The organism is Flavobacterium cutihirudinis (genome assembly GCF_003385895.1).
GTDB classification, from domain to species: domain Bacteria; phylum Bacteroidota; class Bacteroidia; order Flavobacteriales; family Flavobacteriaceae; genus Flavobacterium; species Flavobacterium cutihirudinis.
Genome location: NZ_QRDQ01000007.1, coordinates 668,869 through 683,029, shown reverse-complemented (window position 1 = coordinate 683,029; position 14,161 = coordinate 668,869). Strand labels below are relative to the sequence as shown.

Below are 14,161 nucleotides of genomic sequence, written 5' to 3'. Positions count from 1 at the left end.
TATTTAAAAATTTAAAAAACTCTTAAGACTCGATAATACTATTGATCTGTTTAAACAATTGTCCATCACTTAAAAAAGCTCCCTGTTGAATTAATTGAAAAATAGATGCATTTCGATCTTCAGTAAACACTTTTTTACCAACTTTCATTTCAATATTTTCAGTAAACATATTGTCGCTTAGCCATTGCAAACCTTCCTGACTTAAAAAATCCGTCTCTGGAACTAATGCTTTTAATACAATTGACTGTACATGAGTATCAAAACATTGAAAAAGAAAAATATGGTTTTTTGAAAAATGTTCCAAAAATTCAGCTCTTGACAAAACACCTTCCCAAATCAAATCTGAAAAAACATCTAATTCCTGTTCAGCAACTTCAGGCTTGTTGGTTTTAAGAGAATCCCACTCTGCTTTATCAATTGCTTGAGTTGCTAAAAAACTGGCAAATTCTGCATGCAATTCATCAAATTGCTCTTTTGTTAATCTTGCGTATTTCATTTTTGTAAAGTTTAAACGTTTAAAAGACTTTTGATTTTTTACAAAAAAAAGCCCTCGCAAACGCGAGGGCAAATTTATAACTTTTTTTACTTTACTAAAAAATGTATCTGATACCAAATTGTGCTTGCCATCTCGATGTCAAACTCGCATCATAATTGTATGTTTTTACAAGCGTATTATTAAATGTGTATGTTGGCACATTTCCTGCGACAGTCACACCAATTGGCTGAACACTTGTAGGTACTTGTACAACGCCCCAATCAGAATTTATCAAATTCCCAAAGTTCAAAACATCTATACTAAACTGAATTGTATTTGTTTTCTCAGATGCCGAAGAAACTCTAAAATTGTAATCCTGCATTACTTTAAGATCGCATCTTCCTCTCCATGGAGATATAGCACCATAACGGTCTGCATATTGCCCTCTTCTATCTTTCATGTATTTATCCTGAGAAATAAACGCATCAAAAGCAGCTGCCTGACCTGGAGCACTAAAATTCATTTGTCCAATCTCGGCCGTTGTTGGAATATAAATTAAATCGTTAACAGAAGAGCCGTCACCATTAATATCCCCGCCGTAAGTATAATTATAGCGTCCGCCCTGAGCATACTCTAAAAAGGTAGAAACTGTAGTCGCCCATTTGTCTTTTCCATATTTCCATTTTTTTGATGCTACTCCAATAAATCGGTGTGTATCACCATATTTCGAATTAGACAAAACATCGTTATTTACATTTCCTAAAGCCGGATTAAAAGCAAATGCATCTCCAGTGATTTCTGCTTCAATTGAGTTAACATCTTGCGATTTTAAATAATTATAAGCCACACTTGCATATAACCCATTCAGAAAAGTTTTTTGCACTTTTACAGTTGCCGTAAAGGCACTTCCTTTATCTGAATTAGTCATTACATAAGCATTGTTTGCTCCATGGTCTGCTGCCGTATAAATCAATCTGTTATCAACACCCGCCAAAGTTCCTGTTGGAGGCTTTAAACCCCAGTTCTGAACATGTACGCCATTGATATCTTTATTATAAGCCAAATCAAGCGATACGATATAATTGCTTTCAAATCTATGATCATAACCTAAACTTGATCTCCACACTTGTGGCCATTTAAAACTCGGATCCATAATTTGCAAAAAGCTATCATCAGCACCACTTACCTGATTTCCTAACCAAACAAACGGAATTCTTCCTGTAAAAATCCCAGATCCTCCTCTAAGTTGAGAAGTCGCATCTCCTTTTACATCCCAGTTAAACCCAACTCTTGGCGACCAAAGGATTTTATCACTAGGCAAATCAGTCGAAATTAATTTTACTTCCTGACCAGTCTGTGGATTATAATAATCTATGCTATTATCTCTACCAGAGCCTCCATTATCAGTATCAATATACTTCTGGATCAAATCTGCAGTATTAAAATACAAAGGTTTGTCAATTCTTAAACCAATAGCCAATTTAAAATCATCATTTACACTAATATCATCCTGTGCATAAAAAGCCAATTGACCTACATTTAACTCAGCTAATTTCCATCCGCCATCACTTCCTACCGCAAACTGACTTTTTGTATTATAAGTATCCTGAGCATATTTAAGATTTTGGGCAATAATACTTGATGCATAAGGTTTAGCAGCATCATCTAAGAAATCTTGCACTGTGAAATACGGAGTAAAGAATGTTCCCGCGTAACCATTAGGATTCCCGAAATTATCATATCCTGCCAGGTTAAAGGAATTTTTGAAGGCAAATTTCTCGAAAGAACCACCAAAAGTAAATACATGTTTACCAACAGTATAAGTCAAATTATCTGTGATCTGAATTACTTTTTGATCTAAAGTATTATTTATCGAGAAAGGTTCATGGCCGGCAATTATATAATTTGATCCTGCCCCGTCCTGAATATTTATTACAGGTGCCGGAACAGAAAACGGATCTCTATAATCATTAAAATGTGTGTAACCAGCCTGTAACTTATTCGAAACTGTTTCACTAAATTTTGAATTCAGCTCCACTAAAAACGAACTTAATTTATTATTAATTTCATAGCCCGAATTCTGAAATTGTAAAATTGAAGCACTTGGCCCTCTAAATCCAAGAGCGGTTGGGTGTGCCGGTTTATCTTTTGATGCGTCTAGAAAATTATAAATCACTGCCAATTTATGATTATCATTAATGTTCCAGTCTAATTTTATAATTCCTTTACTTGAATTAGATTCATGTTTAAATCCCTGATAAGCTCCAGTATTATAACCCAAATTTGCCAAAGCATTTGAAACCGCAATTAAATCAGATTCCAAAACTCTCGATTCATTAATTCCGGTAACGCCGTCATTATTATTTGCAACAAAGTTAGATCCTAAATCACTTCGTTTATCAATTTCAAAATTCCCGAAAATAAATAATTTATCTTTAATTATTGGCGCTCCCAAACTAAATCCAGCCTGAGTTTGCTCCAGAGAAGGCACAAATATTTTCTCCCCTTTTACCTTGCTTCCTGTCAAATCCTGATTTCTGTAAAAAGCATAAGCAGTACCATGAAACTCATTGCTTCCAGACTTTGTAACCGCATTTACTGAAGCTCCAGTAAAACCAGACAAAGTAACATCGTAAGGAGCTGTAGCAACTTGAATTTGCTCAATTGCATCTAACGAAATTGGCTGCGCACCAGTCTGCCCTCCAGGGGTTGCAGCATCTAAACCAAAAGGGTTATTAAAAACTGCACCGTTTAAAGAATAATTATTATACTGATCATTTCTTCCACCGAAAGATCCACCACTCGCTGTTGGCTCCAAACGGGTAAAATCTTCAGCAGATCTTGAAATTGTTGGCAAGGCCGTTAACTCTCTTCTGCCAATCGTAGTTTCAGCTCCTGTTTTTCCACTTTTAAAGACTTTATCTTTAGCAGTAACCTTAACTTCTTCCAGAGTTTGACTTTGATCAGCCAACAATACATCCATATTAAATGGTTTTCCCAGATCCAGATACACATCCGAATATTCCTGATCCTGAAAACCTACAAATGTTACCACAATTTTGTACGGTCCTCCAATTCTCATATTCAAAATACTAAATCTTCCATCTTCGTTAGAAACAGCAGAGTATTTTGTTCCGGTTGGTGTATGAATTGCTAAAATACCAGCACCTGGCAGCAGCTCATTTGAAGAGCTTTTAACAATTCCTTTAATACTTGAAGTAGTAGTTTGCCCTGTGACCACGGTGAGTCCAAGCAAAAACAGCATTAACACAAAGATTTTTTTCATTTTCCTGATTTTGAGTTAGTTATTCAACTCGAAAATAGGCAAAAAAAAATCACTCCGAAGAGTGATTTTGATATTTTATTAACAAGAAGTTAACAAAATGTTATTTTTCAGCGATGATTTCATACGCTAATTCTACGATAACATCTCTGTGTAAACGAACTGTAGCATTGTATTTTCCAGTACGTTTAACGATACCACTAGTGATGAATTTTCTATCAATAGCGTTACCTGATTTTTCTAAAGCTTCTGCAATATCGATGTTTGTGATAGAACCAAAAAGTTTCTCTCCACCAGCTTTTGCAGTAAGTTTAATTTCAAGAGCTTTTAAAGTTTCAGCTAATGCTTTAGCATCAGCAACAACTTTAGCTTCTTTATGTGCTCTTTGTTTTAGGTTTTCAGCTAAAACTTTTTTAGCAGAAGGAGTTGCTAAAGTAGCAAAACCTTGAGGAATTAAAAAGTTACGACCGTAACCAGGTTTTACAGATACTACATCATCTTTAAATCCTAAGTTTTGTACGTCTTGTTTTAAAATAATTTCCATGTTGTTGTCCTTATATTTTAGAAGTTAGGTTCTGATAAAACAGAAACCAGCGACTAGATTTTCTTTATACTATTTTAATAAATCGGCCACGTATGGCATTAAAGCTAAGTGACGAGCTCTTTTTACAGCTACAGAAACTTTTCTTTGGTATTTTAATGAAGTTCCAGTTAAACGACGAGGAAGAATTTTTCCTTGCTCATTTACGAATTTCAATAAGAAATCAGCATCTTTATAATCGATGTATTTGATTCCAGATTTTTTGAAACGGCAATACTTTTTAGTTTTGTTAGTTTCAATGTTTAAAGGCGTTAAATATCTGATATCTCCGTCTTTTTTTCCTTTTGCAGATTGCTCAATTGTAGACATAATAATTACGCTTTAGTAGATTTTAATTTAGCTCTTCTTCTCTCCGCCCATGAAATAGCATGTTTGTCTAAACTTACAGTTAAGAAACGCATAACTCTTTCGTCACGTCTAAATTCAGTTTCAAAAGCAATTAGAACTTCTCCAGCTACTTTGAATTCGAATAAATGGTAAAAACCACTTTTTTTGTTTTGGATTTCGTAAGCCATTTTTTTAAGACCCCAATCCTCTTTCGATACCATTTCAGCTCCTCTACTAGTAAGAAATTCTTCAAATTTCGTTACTGTTTCCTTCACCTGAACCTCAGATAAAACGGGATTTAAAATGAAAACAGTTTCATAATGATTCATAAATACAATATTTATTTGTTAAAATTGGGTGCAAAAGTAAGCATTAAATTTAAATAAACAACTCTTTTTTGCTTTTATTCGTCATAATGCAAAAAATCTATGCTCAGTTTAGTTTTTTTTACAAAAAAATAATACTTTTACTAATGCTATCCTGAATTTATTCTAAATTTAAATGTTATGAAACTAAACTGTGTTGTTGTAGATGATAGTTCTATACAGAGGACCATTATTGCAAAATTAGTTAATAATCACCCAGGTTTGCACTTAATCGGGGATTTTTCTAATGCAATAGAAGCAAAAAGCTGTATCTCTTTAAATAATATCGATTTAATATTTCTAGATATTGAAATGCCTGTTATTAACGGTTTTGACTTCCTTGACGGACTAAAATCAAAACCGCAGATTATATTTATTACTTCTAAAGCTGAATACGCTTTAAAAGCTTTTGACTACGACGCCACCGATTATCTGCAAAAACCAATCGCAGTTGATCGATTCAATGCTTCTGTCAAAAGAGCAATCGATATGCACCTACTTAAAAAAGAAGTTAAAGAAGAAGAAGGCGAACATATTTTCATTAAAAGTAACCTGAAAAAACTTAAAATCTTCACAGCTAAAATCAAATGGATTGAAGCTTTTGGAGATTATGTTAGAGTGGTTACTGAAGATGACAGCAACTTGGTACTTTCAACAATGAAATCTTTTGAGAACGATTTATCAAAAGATAAATTTATTCGTGTGCACAAGTCCTATATCATTAATATTGATAAAGTAGAACGCTTCAACAGCAAATTTGCAGAAATCGGAATTACAAAAATTCCTTTAAGCCGAAACAAAAAAGAGGATTTAGTTAAAGCATTATCTACTTCGTCTTAATAAAAATCGACATTCACTACAACTTTTATAGCTCTGTATTGAGCAACAGCTTCAAAACTATTCAGCATTTTCTGAATAGTTTTTTTTGTGTTTCCTAAATGCAGGTTTTGCGGAATCTTAATTAATATCGTTCTTATATATTCATTTCTGATTCGGCTTATAGCTGGCTCTTCCGGACCTAAGACGGGCATATTCAAGTTTTGACTTAAAACCTGATACAACCACATAGAACCTTCTTTCAGCTTGTCAAAATCTTTATGTTTTATTGTAAGCTTTATAATCCTGAAATAAGGAGGATATTTATAGATTTGGCGATCGTACAATTGCTCCTTATACATACCTATATAATTATGGTTTGTAACTTGCTGAATTGTATTATGATTTGGATTATAGGTCTGAATCACAACTTTCCCTTGTTTTTCAGATCTTCCCGCTCTTCCGGCAACTTGAGTCATCATTTGAAAACTGCGCTCAAAAGCTCTGAAATCCGGATGATGCAACATATTGTCAGCATTCATAATCCCGACCAAACTTACATTATCAAAATCCAAACCTTTAGCCAGCATTTGTGTTCCGACTAAAATATCAATTTCTCTATTTTTAAACGTATCAATGATTTTCTCAAAGCCAAATTTCCCTCTCGTTGTATCCTGATCCATTCGAGCTGTTTTAGCTTTAGGGAAAAGAGATATCAACTCCTGCTCTATCTGTTCAGTCCCAAAGCCTTTAGTAGTCAAATCAATACTCGAACAACTATGACAATTCGTTGGCTTTGCGATCGAATACCCACAATAATGGCAACGAAGTTGATTTTTATGTTTATGATAAGTCAAACTCACATCGCATTGCTGGCAATGTGGAACGTGCCCACAGGTCAAACATTCTATAATTGGAGAATATCCTCTTCTGTTTTGGAATAAAATCACTTGCTCACCGAAAGACAACGCTTCAGCAATTTCTTCGATTAAAAGATCACTAAAATGCCCCGTCATTCTTTTTCTGAAATGCTTGTCTTTCAAATCGACCAAAACAACTTCAGGCATACGAACATTTTTGTATCGTTCTGTAAGTGTTACTAAACCGTATTTATCATTCTGTGTATTAAAATAAGTCTCAATACTTGGCGTTGCCGATCCTAATAATACTTTGGCATTGTGAAAATTCGCCAAAACTATTGCAGAATCTCTTGCATGATATCTTGGCGCGGGATCTGTCTGTTTAAAAGTCTGCTCGTGCTCTTCATCAACAATTAACAATCCTAAATCATTAAACGGCAAAAACAAAGCCGACCTCGCTCCTATTACAATTTGTGCTTTTGGTGAATTTTCCAACGTTTGCCTCCAAACCTCAACTCTTTCATTATTACTGTATTTGGAATGAAAAACAGCCACTTTATCTCCAAAATGAAGTCGTAAACGCGAAACTAATTGAGTAGTCAATGCAATTTCAGGAAGCAAATACAAAATTTGTTTTCCTGTCTGCAGATATTCTTCGATTAATTTAATGTAGATTTCTGTTTTCCCACTTGCAGTAACACCATGCAACAGACAAACTTCTTTCTCAGAAAAACTCTCTTTTATCGCAAGAAAAGCATTTTCCTGAGCTTCACTTAACCGAAGTTCTTTTTCTGATTTTTCTCCGTTAAACGAAACCCTATCATGCTGTAAATAATACTCTTCAAAAATCTCTTTTTCGATTAAAGCTTTTACAACCGCCGGTGTTACATTCGAAACTTCAGTAAGTTTTTTTACTGTAATTGGCTTTTTTTCTGAAGCATTAAGTTGAAAATAAGCCAAAACAATTTCCTTTTGTTTATTGGCATTTTTTAGTACTTCAAGCAACTCGGCCAAACCATTATCCGATTCATATTTGGAATGCAATTTTACATACCGAACCAATTTTGGCTTGTAGCTTTCTTTAATTTCTTCTTCTAAAACAATAATGTCTTTGCTTATCAATTTTTGAAGAACCGGAAGTATATTTTTCTTATTTAAAATCGAAGCGATTTCCTGAACCTTCAACGAACTTTGATGCTGTAAAGCTTCGTAAACCAAAAATTCATCATCAGAAAGTTCAGAATCATTAACAAGAACTTCTGGTTTATGCGAAACAATGGTTTCACTTTCCAATAATAATCCTGTCGGAAAAGCACCGCGATAAACATCGCCAATTCCGCACATATAATAATTTGCAATCCAAAGCCAATGTTTAATTTGGATTTCGGTCGCAATTGGTTTTTCGTCTAAAATCTGATGAATTTCTTTGGCTTCATATAATGTTGGCGCATTTTCATGAATATCCAGAACAAGTGCCGTGTATATTTTATTTTTACCAAAAGGTACCGCCACGCGCATTCCTTTTTTAATGAAATGATATTCAGCCTCAGAAATACGATAAGTAAACGTTTTTGCTAAGGAAAGCGGTAAAATAACTTCGATAAAATGCATTGGATTTTTTTAATATATCTTGAATAATTACAAAATCTAATTATTCTTTTCAATTTGAATTTTTTTATAATAAATAAAAGAACCTATACCAACAAATAAATGTACCAACTCAACAGGAGCAATTCCGGAAACAGATAAAACGCCATTAAAAAGTCCATAAATATCTGCTGTAATCCCCAAAAAATGAGAGATCATATTTGCAATTAAAACCTTTTTTAAAACTACAGAATCATGTTCGTCTTTTACTAAAAAATTCAAAACACCGGAACCTATAATTAATCCCGCCAGACCTTTATACAAACTTGAAGTTTCAGTGCTTGATTGCATTCCAAAAACAGCAGAAATAAATTCCGGAAATAAGTACATAACAACACCAAAACCCAAAGATCCAATTCCGGCAATTGCAAAAAACAATGAACGCTTCATATTATTGGAATTTACAAATTATTCTTTCACGTTAGATTTTTGAGCCAAATACTCATCAACCAATTTCAAAGTATGATTTAGAGATTCAATATTTTTCCAATCGTCATGCCCTGGAATAATATACTTTGGATTCCTGAATTTCGTCTGAACTTTCTCAATTGATTTCTTCCATTCTTTCACATCGGCATCACCTAAATATCCAAGATCCTGAGCATCGGCACTTTTTACAAAACAACCTCCATAAAGCACTTTTTCTTTATCAAACCAAACAACAATATTGTCTGGTGCATGGCCTTTTCCCGGGTAGTAAACGTCAAAAGTATACTGTCCAACCGTAAAAATTTTATCATTCGGAGTTATGAATTCTGCTCTGGGTTCGTTTTTCTTTTTAAGAATATCGTCAGTCAGTTTTATAGAATAGGTTTTGATTCCTTTTTTTCTGTAAAAATCAAATCCACCTGCGCGATCCTCATGTGAGTGCGTAGCAAAAAGCATTATCACATCTTTATTATGTTTGGCTTTTATAGAATCTAATAAAGGTTGAAACTGTGTTTTATCCCACGGAGCATCAAATAGAACAACACCTTTATCTGTAACAAGATACATGGCATTGGCAGAAATAAGCGTTCCTTTATAATCATGAAACGTTTTATAAACATAAAAGTCACCCGTAAGATGACTTATTTGTAATGGCGAATTCTTAGATTGTCCAAAACTATTTGAAGTTAAAACTAAGAATAAAATTATCGAAGCTAATTTTCGCATTTATTTTGAATTAATTATTTCACTCGTGTCCAGTATTGTGTTCTTCCCATAATAGAAACACCAACATAACCGCGAACTTTTAATTTATCAGCAGAATCTAATTCGATATAACATTTGTATTTTTTTCCGTTTGTTGGATCTAAAATTGTTCCTCCGTTATATTCTGAACCGTCTTTTTTAAGTCCGTTGATGATAATCATTCCAAGAATAGGTTTGTTTTTCTCTGCTCCATCGCATTTTGAACAAACATCTTTTTTATGATTTTCACGAAGTATTTCTACTACTTTACCATAAACTTTTCCTGATTTTTCGTAAACCTCTACGATTGATTTTGCTTCTCCGGTTTCATCGTCAATTGTTTTCCATTTTCCAATTACACTTTGACTTTGCATGGTCAGGGCAAAGAAGAACACTCCGATAGTTAGCATCAAATTTTTCATACTTATTTATTTTTTTTTTGTTTTAATTTTCTGATAGTAGCATTCAATTCGAACCCTAAAAGCAGAATCATACAGTTTATCCAAATGTAAAACATTAGAATTAATAATGTACCAATTGAACCATAAAGTTCGTTATATTTTGAAAATTTTATAACCCAAATCCCAAAAAAGAACGAAGATATAACAATTAGGACGGTTGTAAAAACAGATCCAATACTTATAAAAGGCACTTTATTGTACTGTTTAGTACCATAACGCAATAATATTGAAGATGTTATCAAAATCATTAAAACAACAAACAAATATCGACCCAAAATAATCAACGGAATTCGATCACTGAGCACGTCTTGTATAATTGTTTTTTGAATAAATACCTCAAAAACGACAATAGTTGCCACGGTTACAAACAAAATTATGGTCATTACAAGTGAAATCGCCAGCGCCACCAAATATTGATGTAGAAATCCGCGTTTATCAAAAACATGTTTAGAAGATTCAAAACCACTTAAGATTCCATTAATACCATTTGCCATCAAAAAAATTGACAGAAAAAAACCGGTTGATAATAATCCTGAGTGACTATTATTTAAGATATCGCTGATAATTTTACTGATCGCATCAAAAGTATTTGGCGGAACGCTCTGTTGCACGAACTGCAAAAAATCGTCCTGAAAATTATCGATCGGGATAAACGGAATTAAGTTTAGAATAAATAACGCAAATGGAAATAAAGCCATAAAAAAGCTAAAAGAAACCGCACTTGCATGATAAGAAAATGCACCGTCAATAATTCCGATAACGTACATTTCGATCAAATCATACAGCGAAAAACCTTCCAGCCAAGGCAATTTAATTCTCTTCAAAAGTCGGGCTAAAAAACGTACCACCGGTATTTTTTCAATCCGAGCTTCTATCTCTTGCGACATATATTTTTAGATTTTTAGACCTTTTAGATCATTAGACTTTTTATTTTGGATTTTTATTTAAGACTCAATATGAATTTCAACAAATTCAATTTTCTTTATTCAATTTACCTCTTGAATTTCATAATATTTTTCAAATGCAATTTCATCAAAATAATCTGGCAATGTTGTTTTTGTTTTATCTGATGAAATGATTTCTAATTTTCTATCTTTTATTCTACCTAGAGTTGTTCTGTAAACAATTTCCTTGTTAGGAATTTCAACAAATTCAATTTCGATAATATTTGGAATATCTTTCTCCTTTAAATTAGTTATCTTATTTTCAGTAATATACCCGAATCTCTTTTCATTAACATTTAATTGATATTCAACTCTAAATGATGCAAGTTTTTCTAGGTTTGGGATTTCTAAAAATGGAATCTCAACCGAATTATTTTCATTTAAAACATATTCCCGATCTATATCACTAATTTTATCATTAAAATTATACATAAATTGAATTTTAATTTTTCGATTTCTCAGACCAGAATTTTTATCAGTCTTAAATTTCAATAAATATTTTTGTGTTGTATCACTTTTAAATTTAAACCGCAAATCATTTTCTATAACTTCATATTGACTTAGAAATTTATAAATGTCATTGTTCTTCTCCCAATTTCCTTTTATTTCTCTCCAAGTCAAACAACTAATATAAGGGCGACTGATAAAACGAAAAGTTGAATTAGAAAATATATCTATTTCGCAAAAAGTCGACTGACTAATAAATTCAACATCTGACATATTTTCGACAGCTTGTTTTGTATAATTTACATAAACATCAGGTTTATTTTGTGCGATAAGATATTGATTAAATAAAATTAAGAATACTATTTTTAAATTCATTTTGCAGTCATTTTAAACTCAAAACTTATAACTCAAAACTTAAAACGCTTTCAAACTCAAATCCATATTATAGACAGAATGCGTCAAAGCTCCAGACGATATATAATTTACTCCACATAAAGCATACTCACGAACTGTTTTTTCGCTGATATTTCCCGAAGATTCTGTCTGACATTTTGAACCAATCAAATTTACTGCCGTTTTTGTATCTTCATAGTTAAAGTTGTCTATCAGGATTCTATGAACTCCATCACTCAATAAAATTTCTCTTATTTCATCTAAATTTCGAGCTTCAACAATAATTTTCAGATCAAGATTATTCTCTTTTAGATATTCTTTTGTTTTAGAAATAGCGCGTGTAATGCCGCCCGCAAAATCAATATGATTATCTTTCAGCATAATCATATCATACAAAGCATAACGATGATTTTCGCCTCCGCCAATTTTTACAGCCCATTTTTCTGCCACTCTAAAATTTGGCGTTGTTTTACGTGTATCTAATATTTTAGCGTTTGTTCCTTCTAAAAGTTGCATCAAATGATTTGTTTTTGTTGCAATCGCCGACATTCTCTGCATGGTATTCAAAACCACTCTTTCGGCTTTTAAAATAGATTGAGAACTTCCGGAAACTTCAAAAACAATTTCGCCATATTCTACACGCGTACCGTCTTCAATAAATTTTTTTACTTTTAGTTTTGGATCTACATGTTCAAATATCATTTTAGCAAGTTCAACTCCGGCAATGATTCCCTGATCTTTTACCAATAGTTTCGCCTGACCATGAGCAGTGTCAGGAATGCACGCCAGCGAACTGTAATCGCCTGGTCCCACATCTTCTCTAATGGCATTACTGATTAAAAGTTGTAATTCTGCTTGAAATTGAGCTTCGCTTATCATTTTTCTATTTTTAATAATAATGCTAAATTAGGATATATTTTATCGATTTGAAAGTTCCAACAACATGAAAAATTACATAAAACATTAAATATCTCTTTTTTAACCTTTAAGATATTCAGAAAAAAAAGTTACAATTCTTAACAAAACTTACTCCCTTAATAAGCGTTCAATTAAATATCTTTGAGGTTCATTCAAACAAAATCATGGGATTAATTAAAGATATTTATTCGGTTTCTTTTTACGAAAAATTTGGTCAGGCTGTCGCCGAAGTGCATCCAACATTCAACAAACAAAAATTTATTGAAGCCATTTACGAAGGCAATTTTGCGCAAAAAGAATGGAAAGAAAGAATGAAACATACAACTGTTGTCTTTCATCAATTTATACCTCAAAATTTTCCTGAAGCCGTTTCTTTAATCGATAAAATCATTAAAAATCTAAAGAAAAACAACTTTGCAGATAGTAATTTGGCTTTCATTTTCTTTGCTGATTATATCGAAATATATGGTTTAGATGATTTTAAAACTTCGGCGAAAGCCTTTGTATCAATAACCCAATTTATAAGTTGTGAGTTTGCCGTTCGTCCTTTTATTTTAAAGTATAAAGAAAAAATGATTGACGAAATGATTAAATGGTCTTTGCACGAAAATCATCATGTTCGTCGTTTAGCCAGCGAAGGTTCACGCCCGAGATTACCGTGGGCAATGGCGATTCCGTTTCTTAAAAAAGACCCTTCTTCTATTCTTCCTATTTTGGAAAACCTAAAAAACGATCCTTCAGAATATGTTCGCAGAAGCGTTGCTAATAACCTAAATGATATTGTAAAAGATAATCCAGAAATTGTATTAGAAATTGCGAATAGATGGAAAGGTCATAGCAAAGAAACAGACGGAATTATAAAACACGGATGCAGAACTTTATTAAAACAAGGTCATCCTGAAATTTTAAACCATTATGGTTTAGAAAGCACCAATATTGAACTTTCTTCTTTTGAAATCAAAACGCCGATTGTGAAAATTGGAGATTATCTTCAGTTTCAATTTCATTTAAATAATAAAAATGAAGAAGCTAAAACGATTCGTTTAGAATATGCGGTTCATTATAAAAAAGCAAAAGGACATTTGGCTAAAAAAGTCTTTAAAATCAGTGAGAAAATTTACCATCCGAATCAATTGACTAAAGTTGAAAGAAATCAGTCTTTTAAGTTAATTACGACGAGAGTTTTTCATACTGGAATGCATCAATTGTCGATTATTATTAATGGAACAGAAAGTGAAGTTTTGGAATTTGAATTGATTGATTAAACAGAGACAAAATCTTCATCAATATTGTCAGACTGAGCGGAGTCGAAGTGCCGCAAAGTGATTCAGCATGCGGGACTTCGACTCCGCTCAGTCTAACAAAAAAACAAACCTTGCTTCACATTAACAAAAAAGAAGAATTTGAATTATTCTACATTTTCCTTACTTTTATAGTTAATACAAAAAAAC

General features: G+C 32.7%; 14 protein-coding genes. 2 read left to right on the top strand and 12 right to left on the bottom strand.

What is annotated here, in order from left to right; genetic code table 11:
* Nucleotides 1-22 precede the first annotated feature (22 nt).
* The 5 genes from BD847_RS03005 to rpsF form a co-directional block, all read right to left on the bottom strand.
* A complete protein-coding gene (locus BD847_RS03005; protein WP_115887330.1) occupies nucleotides 23-496 on the bottom strand; it encodes a DUF6495 family protein in 474 nt (157 codons plus the stop codon).
* Between the two features lie 94 nt (nucleotides 497-590).
* Nucleotides 591-3,761 (bottom strand): TonB-dependent receptor, encoded by a 3,171-nt coding sequence (locus BD847_RS03000; RefSeq protein WP_115886771.1) that lies wholly within the window; start codon nucleotides 3,759-3,761, stop codon nucleotides 591-593.
* A gap of 100 nt (nucleotides 3,762-3,861) precedes the next feature.
* Nucleotides 3,862-4,302, bottom strand: coding sequence for a 50S ribosomal protein L9 (gene rplI, locus BD847_RS02995; protein WP_115886770.1), 441 nt, complete (start codon nucleotides 4,300-4,302; stop codon nucleotides 3,862-3,864).
* Between the two features lie 69 nt (nucleotides 4,303-4,371).
* Nucleotides 4,372-4,668 (bottom strand): 30S ribosomal protein S18, encoded by a 297-nt coding sequence (gene rpsR / locus BD847_RS02990; RefSeq protein WP_002987043.1) that lies wholly within the window; start codon nucleotides 4,666-4,668, stop codon nucleotides 4,372-4,374.
* 5 nt (nucleotides 4,669-4,673) lie between these two features.
* A complete protein-coding gene (gene rpsF / locus BD847_RS02985; RefSeq protein ID WP_007810575.1) occupies nucleotides 4,674-5,015 on the bottom strand; it encodes a 30S ribosomal protein S6 in 342 nt (113 codons plus the stop codon).
* A gap of 177 nt (nucleotides 5,016-5,192) precedes the next feature.
* Here rpsF and BD847_RS02980 point away from each other — a divergent pair, with 177 nt between their 5' ends.
* Nucleotides 5,193-5,891, top strand: a complete 699-nt coding sequence (locus BD847_RS02980) for a LytR/AlgR family response regulator transcription factor (RefSeq protein WP_026729423.1) — start codon at nucleotides 5,193-5,195, stop codon at nucleotides 5,889-5,891.
* Here the strand turns inward: BD847_RS02980 and priA are convergent.
* The 7 genes from priA to nadC form a co-directional block, all read right to left on the bottom strand.
* The gene (priA, locus tag BD847_RS02975; protein ID WP_115886769.1) at nucleotides 5,888-8,338 is read right to left on the bottom strand and encodes a replication restart helicase PriA; all 2,451 of its coding nucleotides are present in this window, start codon (nucleotides 8,336-8,338) and stop codon (nucleotides 5,888-5,890) included. The genes BD847_RS02980 and priA overlap by 4 nt on opposite strands.
* Nucleotides 8,339-8,374: 36 nt before the next feature.
* Complete coding sequence (locus BD847_RS02970) at nucleotides 8,375-8,764, bottom strand: hypothetical protein (RefSeq protein ID WP_115886768.1); 390 nt, start codon at nucleotides 8,762-8,764, stop codon at nucleotides 8,375-8,377.
* Between the two features lie 18 nt (nucleotides 8,765-8,782).
* On the bottom strand, nucleotides 8,783-9,529 hold the full coding sequence (gene bla-B1-FLAV / locus BD847_RS02965) for a subclass B1 metallo-beta-lactamase (protein WP_115886767.1): 747 nt from the start codon (nucleotides 9,527-9,529) through the stop codon (nucleotides 8,783-8,785).
* Between the two features lie 14 nt (nucleotides 9,530-9,543).
* Complete coding sequence (locus tag BD847_RS02960; protein WP_115886766.1) at nucleotides 9,544-9,969, bottom strand: DUF2147 domain-containing protein; 426 nt, start codon at nucleotides 9,967-9,969, stop codon at nucleotides 9,544-9,546.
* A gap of 2 nt (nucleotides 9,970-9,971) precedes the next feature.
* On the bottom strand, nucleotides 9,972-10,895 hold the full coding sequence (locus BD847_RS02955) for a YihY/virulence factor BrkB family protein (protein ID WP_115886765.1): 924 nt from the start codon (nucleotides 10,893-10,895) through the stop codon (nucleotides 9,972-9,974).
* A gap of 99 nt (nucleotides 10,896-10,994) precedes the next feature.
* Nucleotides 10,995-11,774: a hypothetical protein gene (locus tag BD847_RS02950; RefSeq protein WP_115886764.1), complete on the bottom strand. Its 780-nt coding sequence runs from the start codon at nucleotides 11,772-11,774 to the stop codon at nucleotides 10,995-10,997.
* Between the two features lie 39 nt (nucleotides 11,775-11,813).
* The gene (nadC, locus tag BD847_RS02945; RefSeq protein ID WP_115886763.1) at nucleotides 11,814-12,671 is read right to left on the bottom strand and encodes a carboxylating nicotinate-nucleotide diphosphorylase; all 858 of its coding nucleotides are present in this window, start codon (nucleotides 12,669-12,671) and stop codon (nucleotides 11,814-11,816) included.
* 203 nt (nucleotides 12,672-12,874) lie between these two features.
* Between nadC and BD847_RS02940 the strand changes: the two genes are divergently transcribed.
* A complete protein-coding gene (locus tag BD847_RS02940; protein ID WP_115886762.1) occupies nucleotides 12,875-13,975 on the top strand; it encodes a DNA alkylation repair protein in 1,101 nt (366 codons plus the stop codon).
* Nucleotides 13,976-14,161 lie beyond the last annotated feature (186 nt).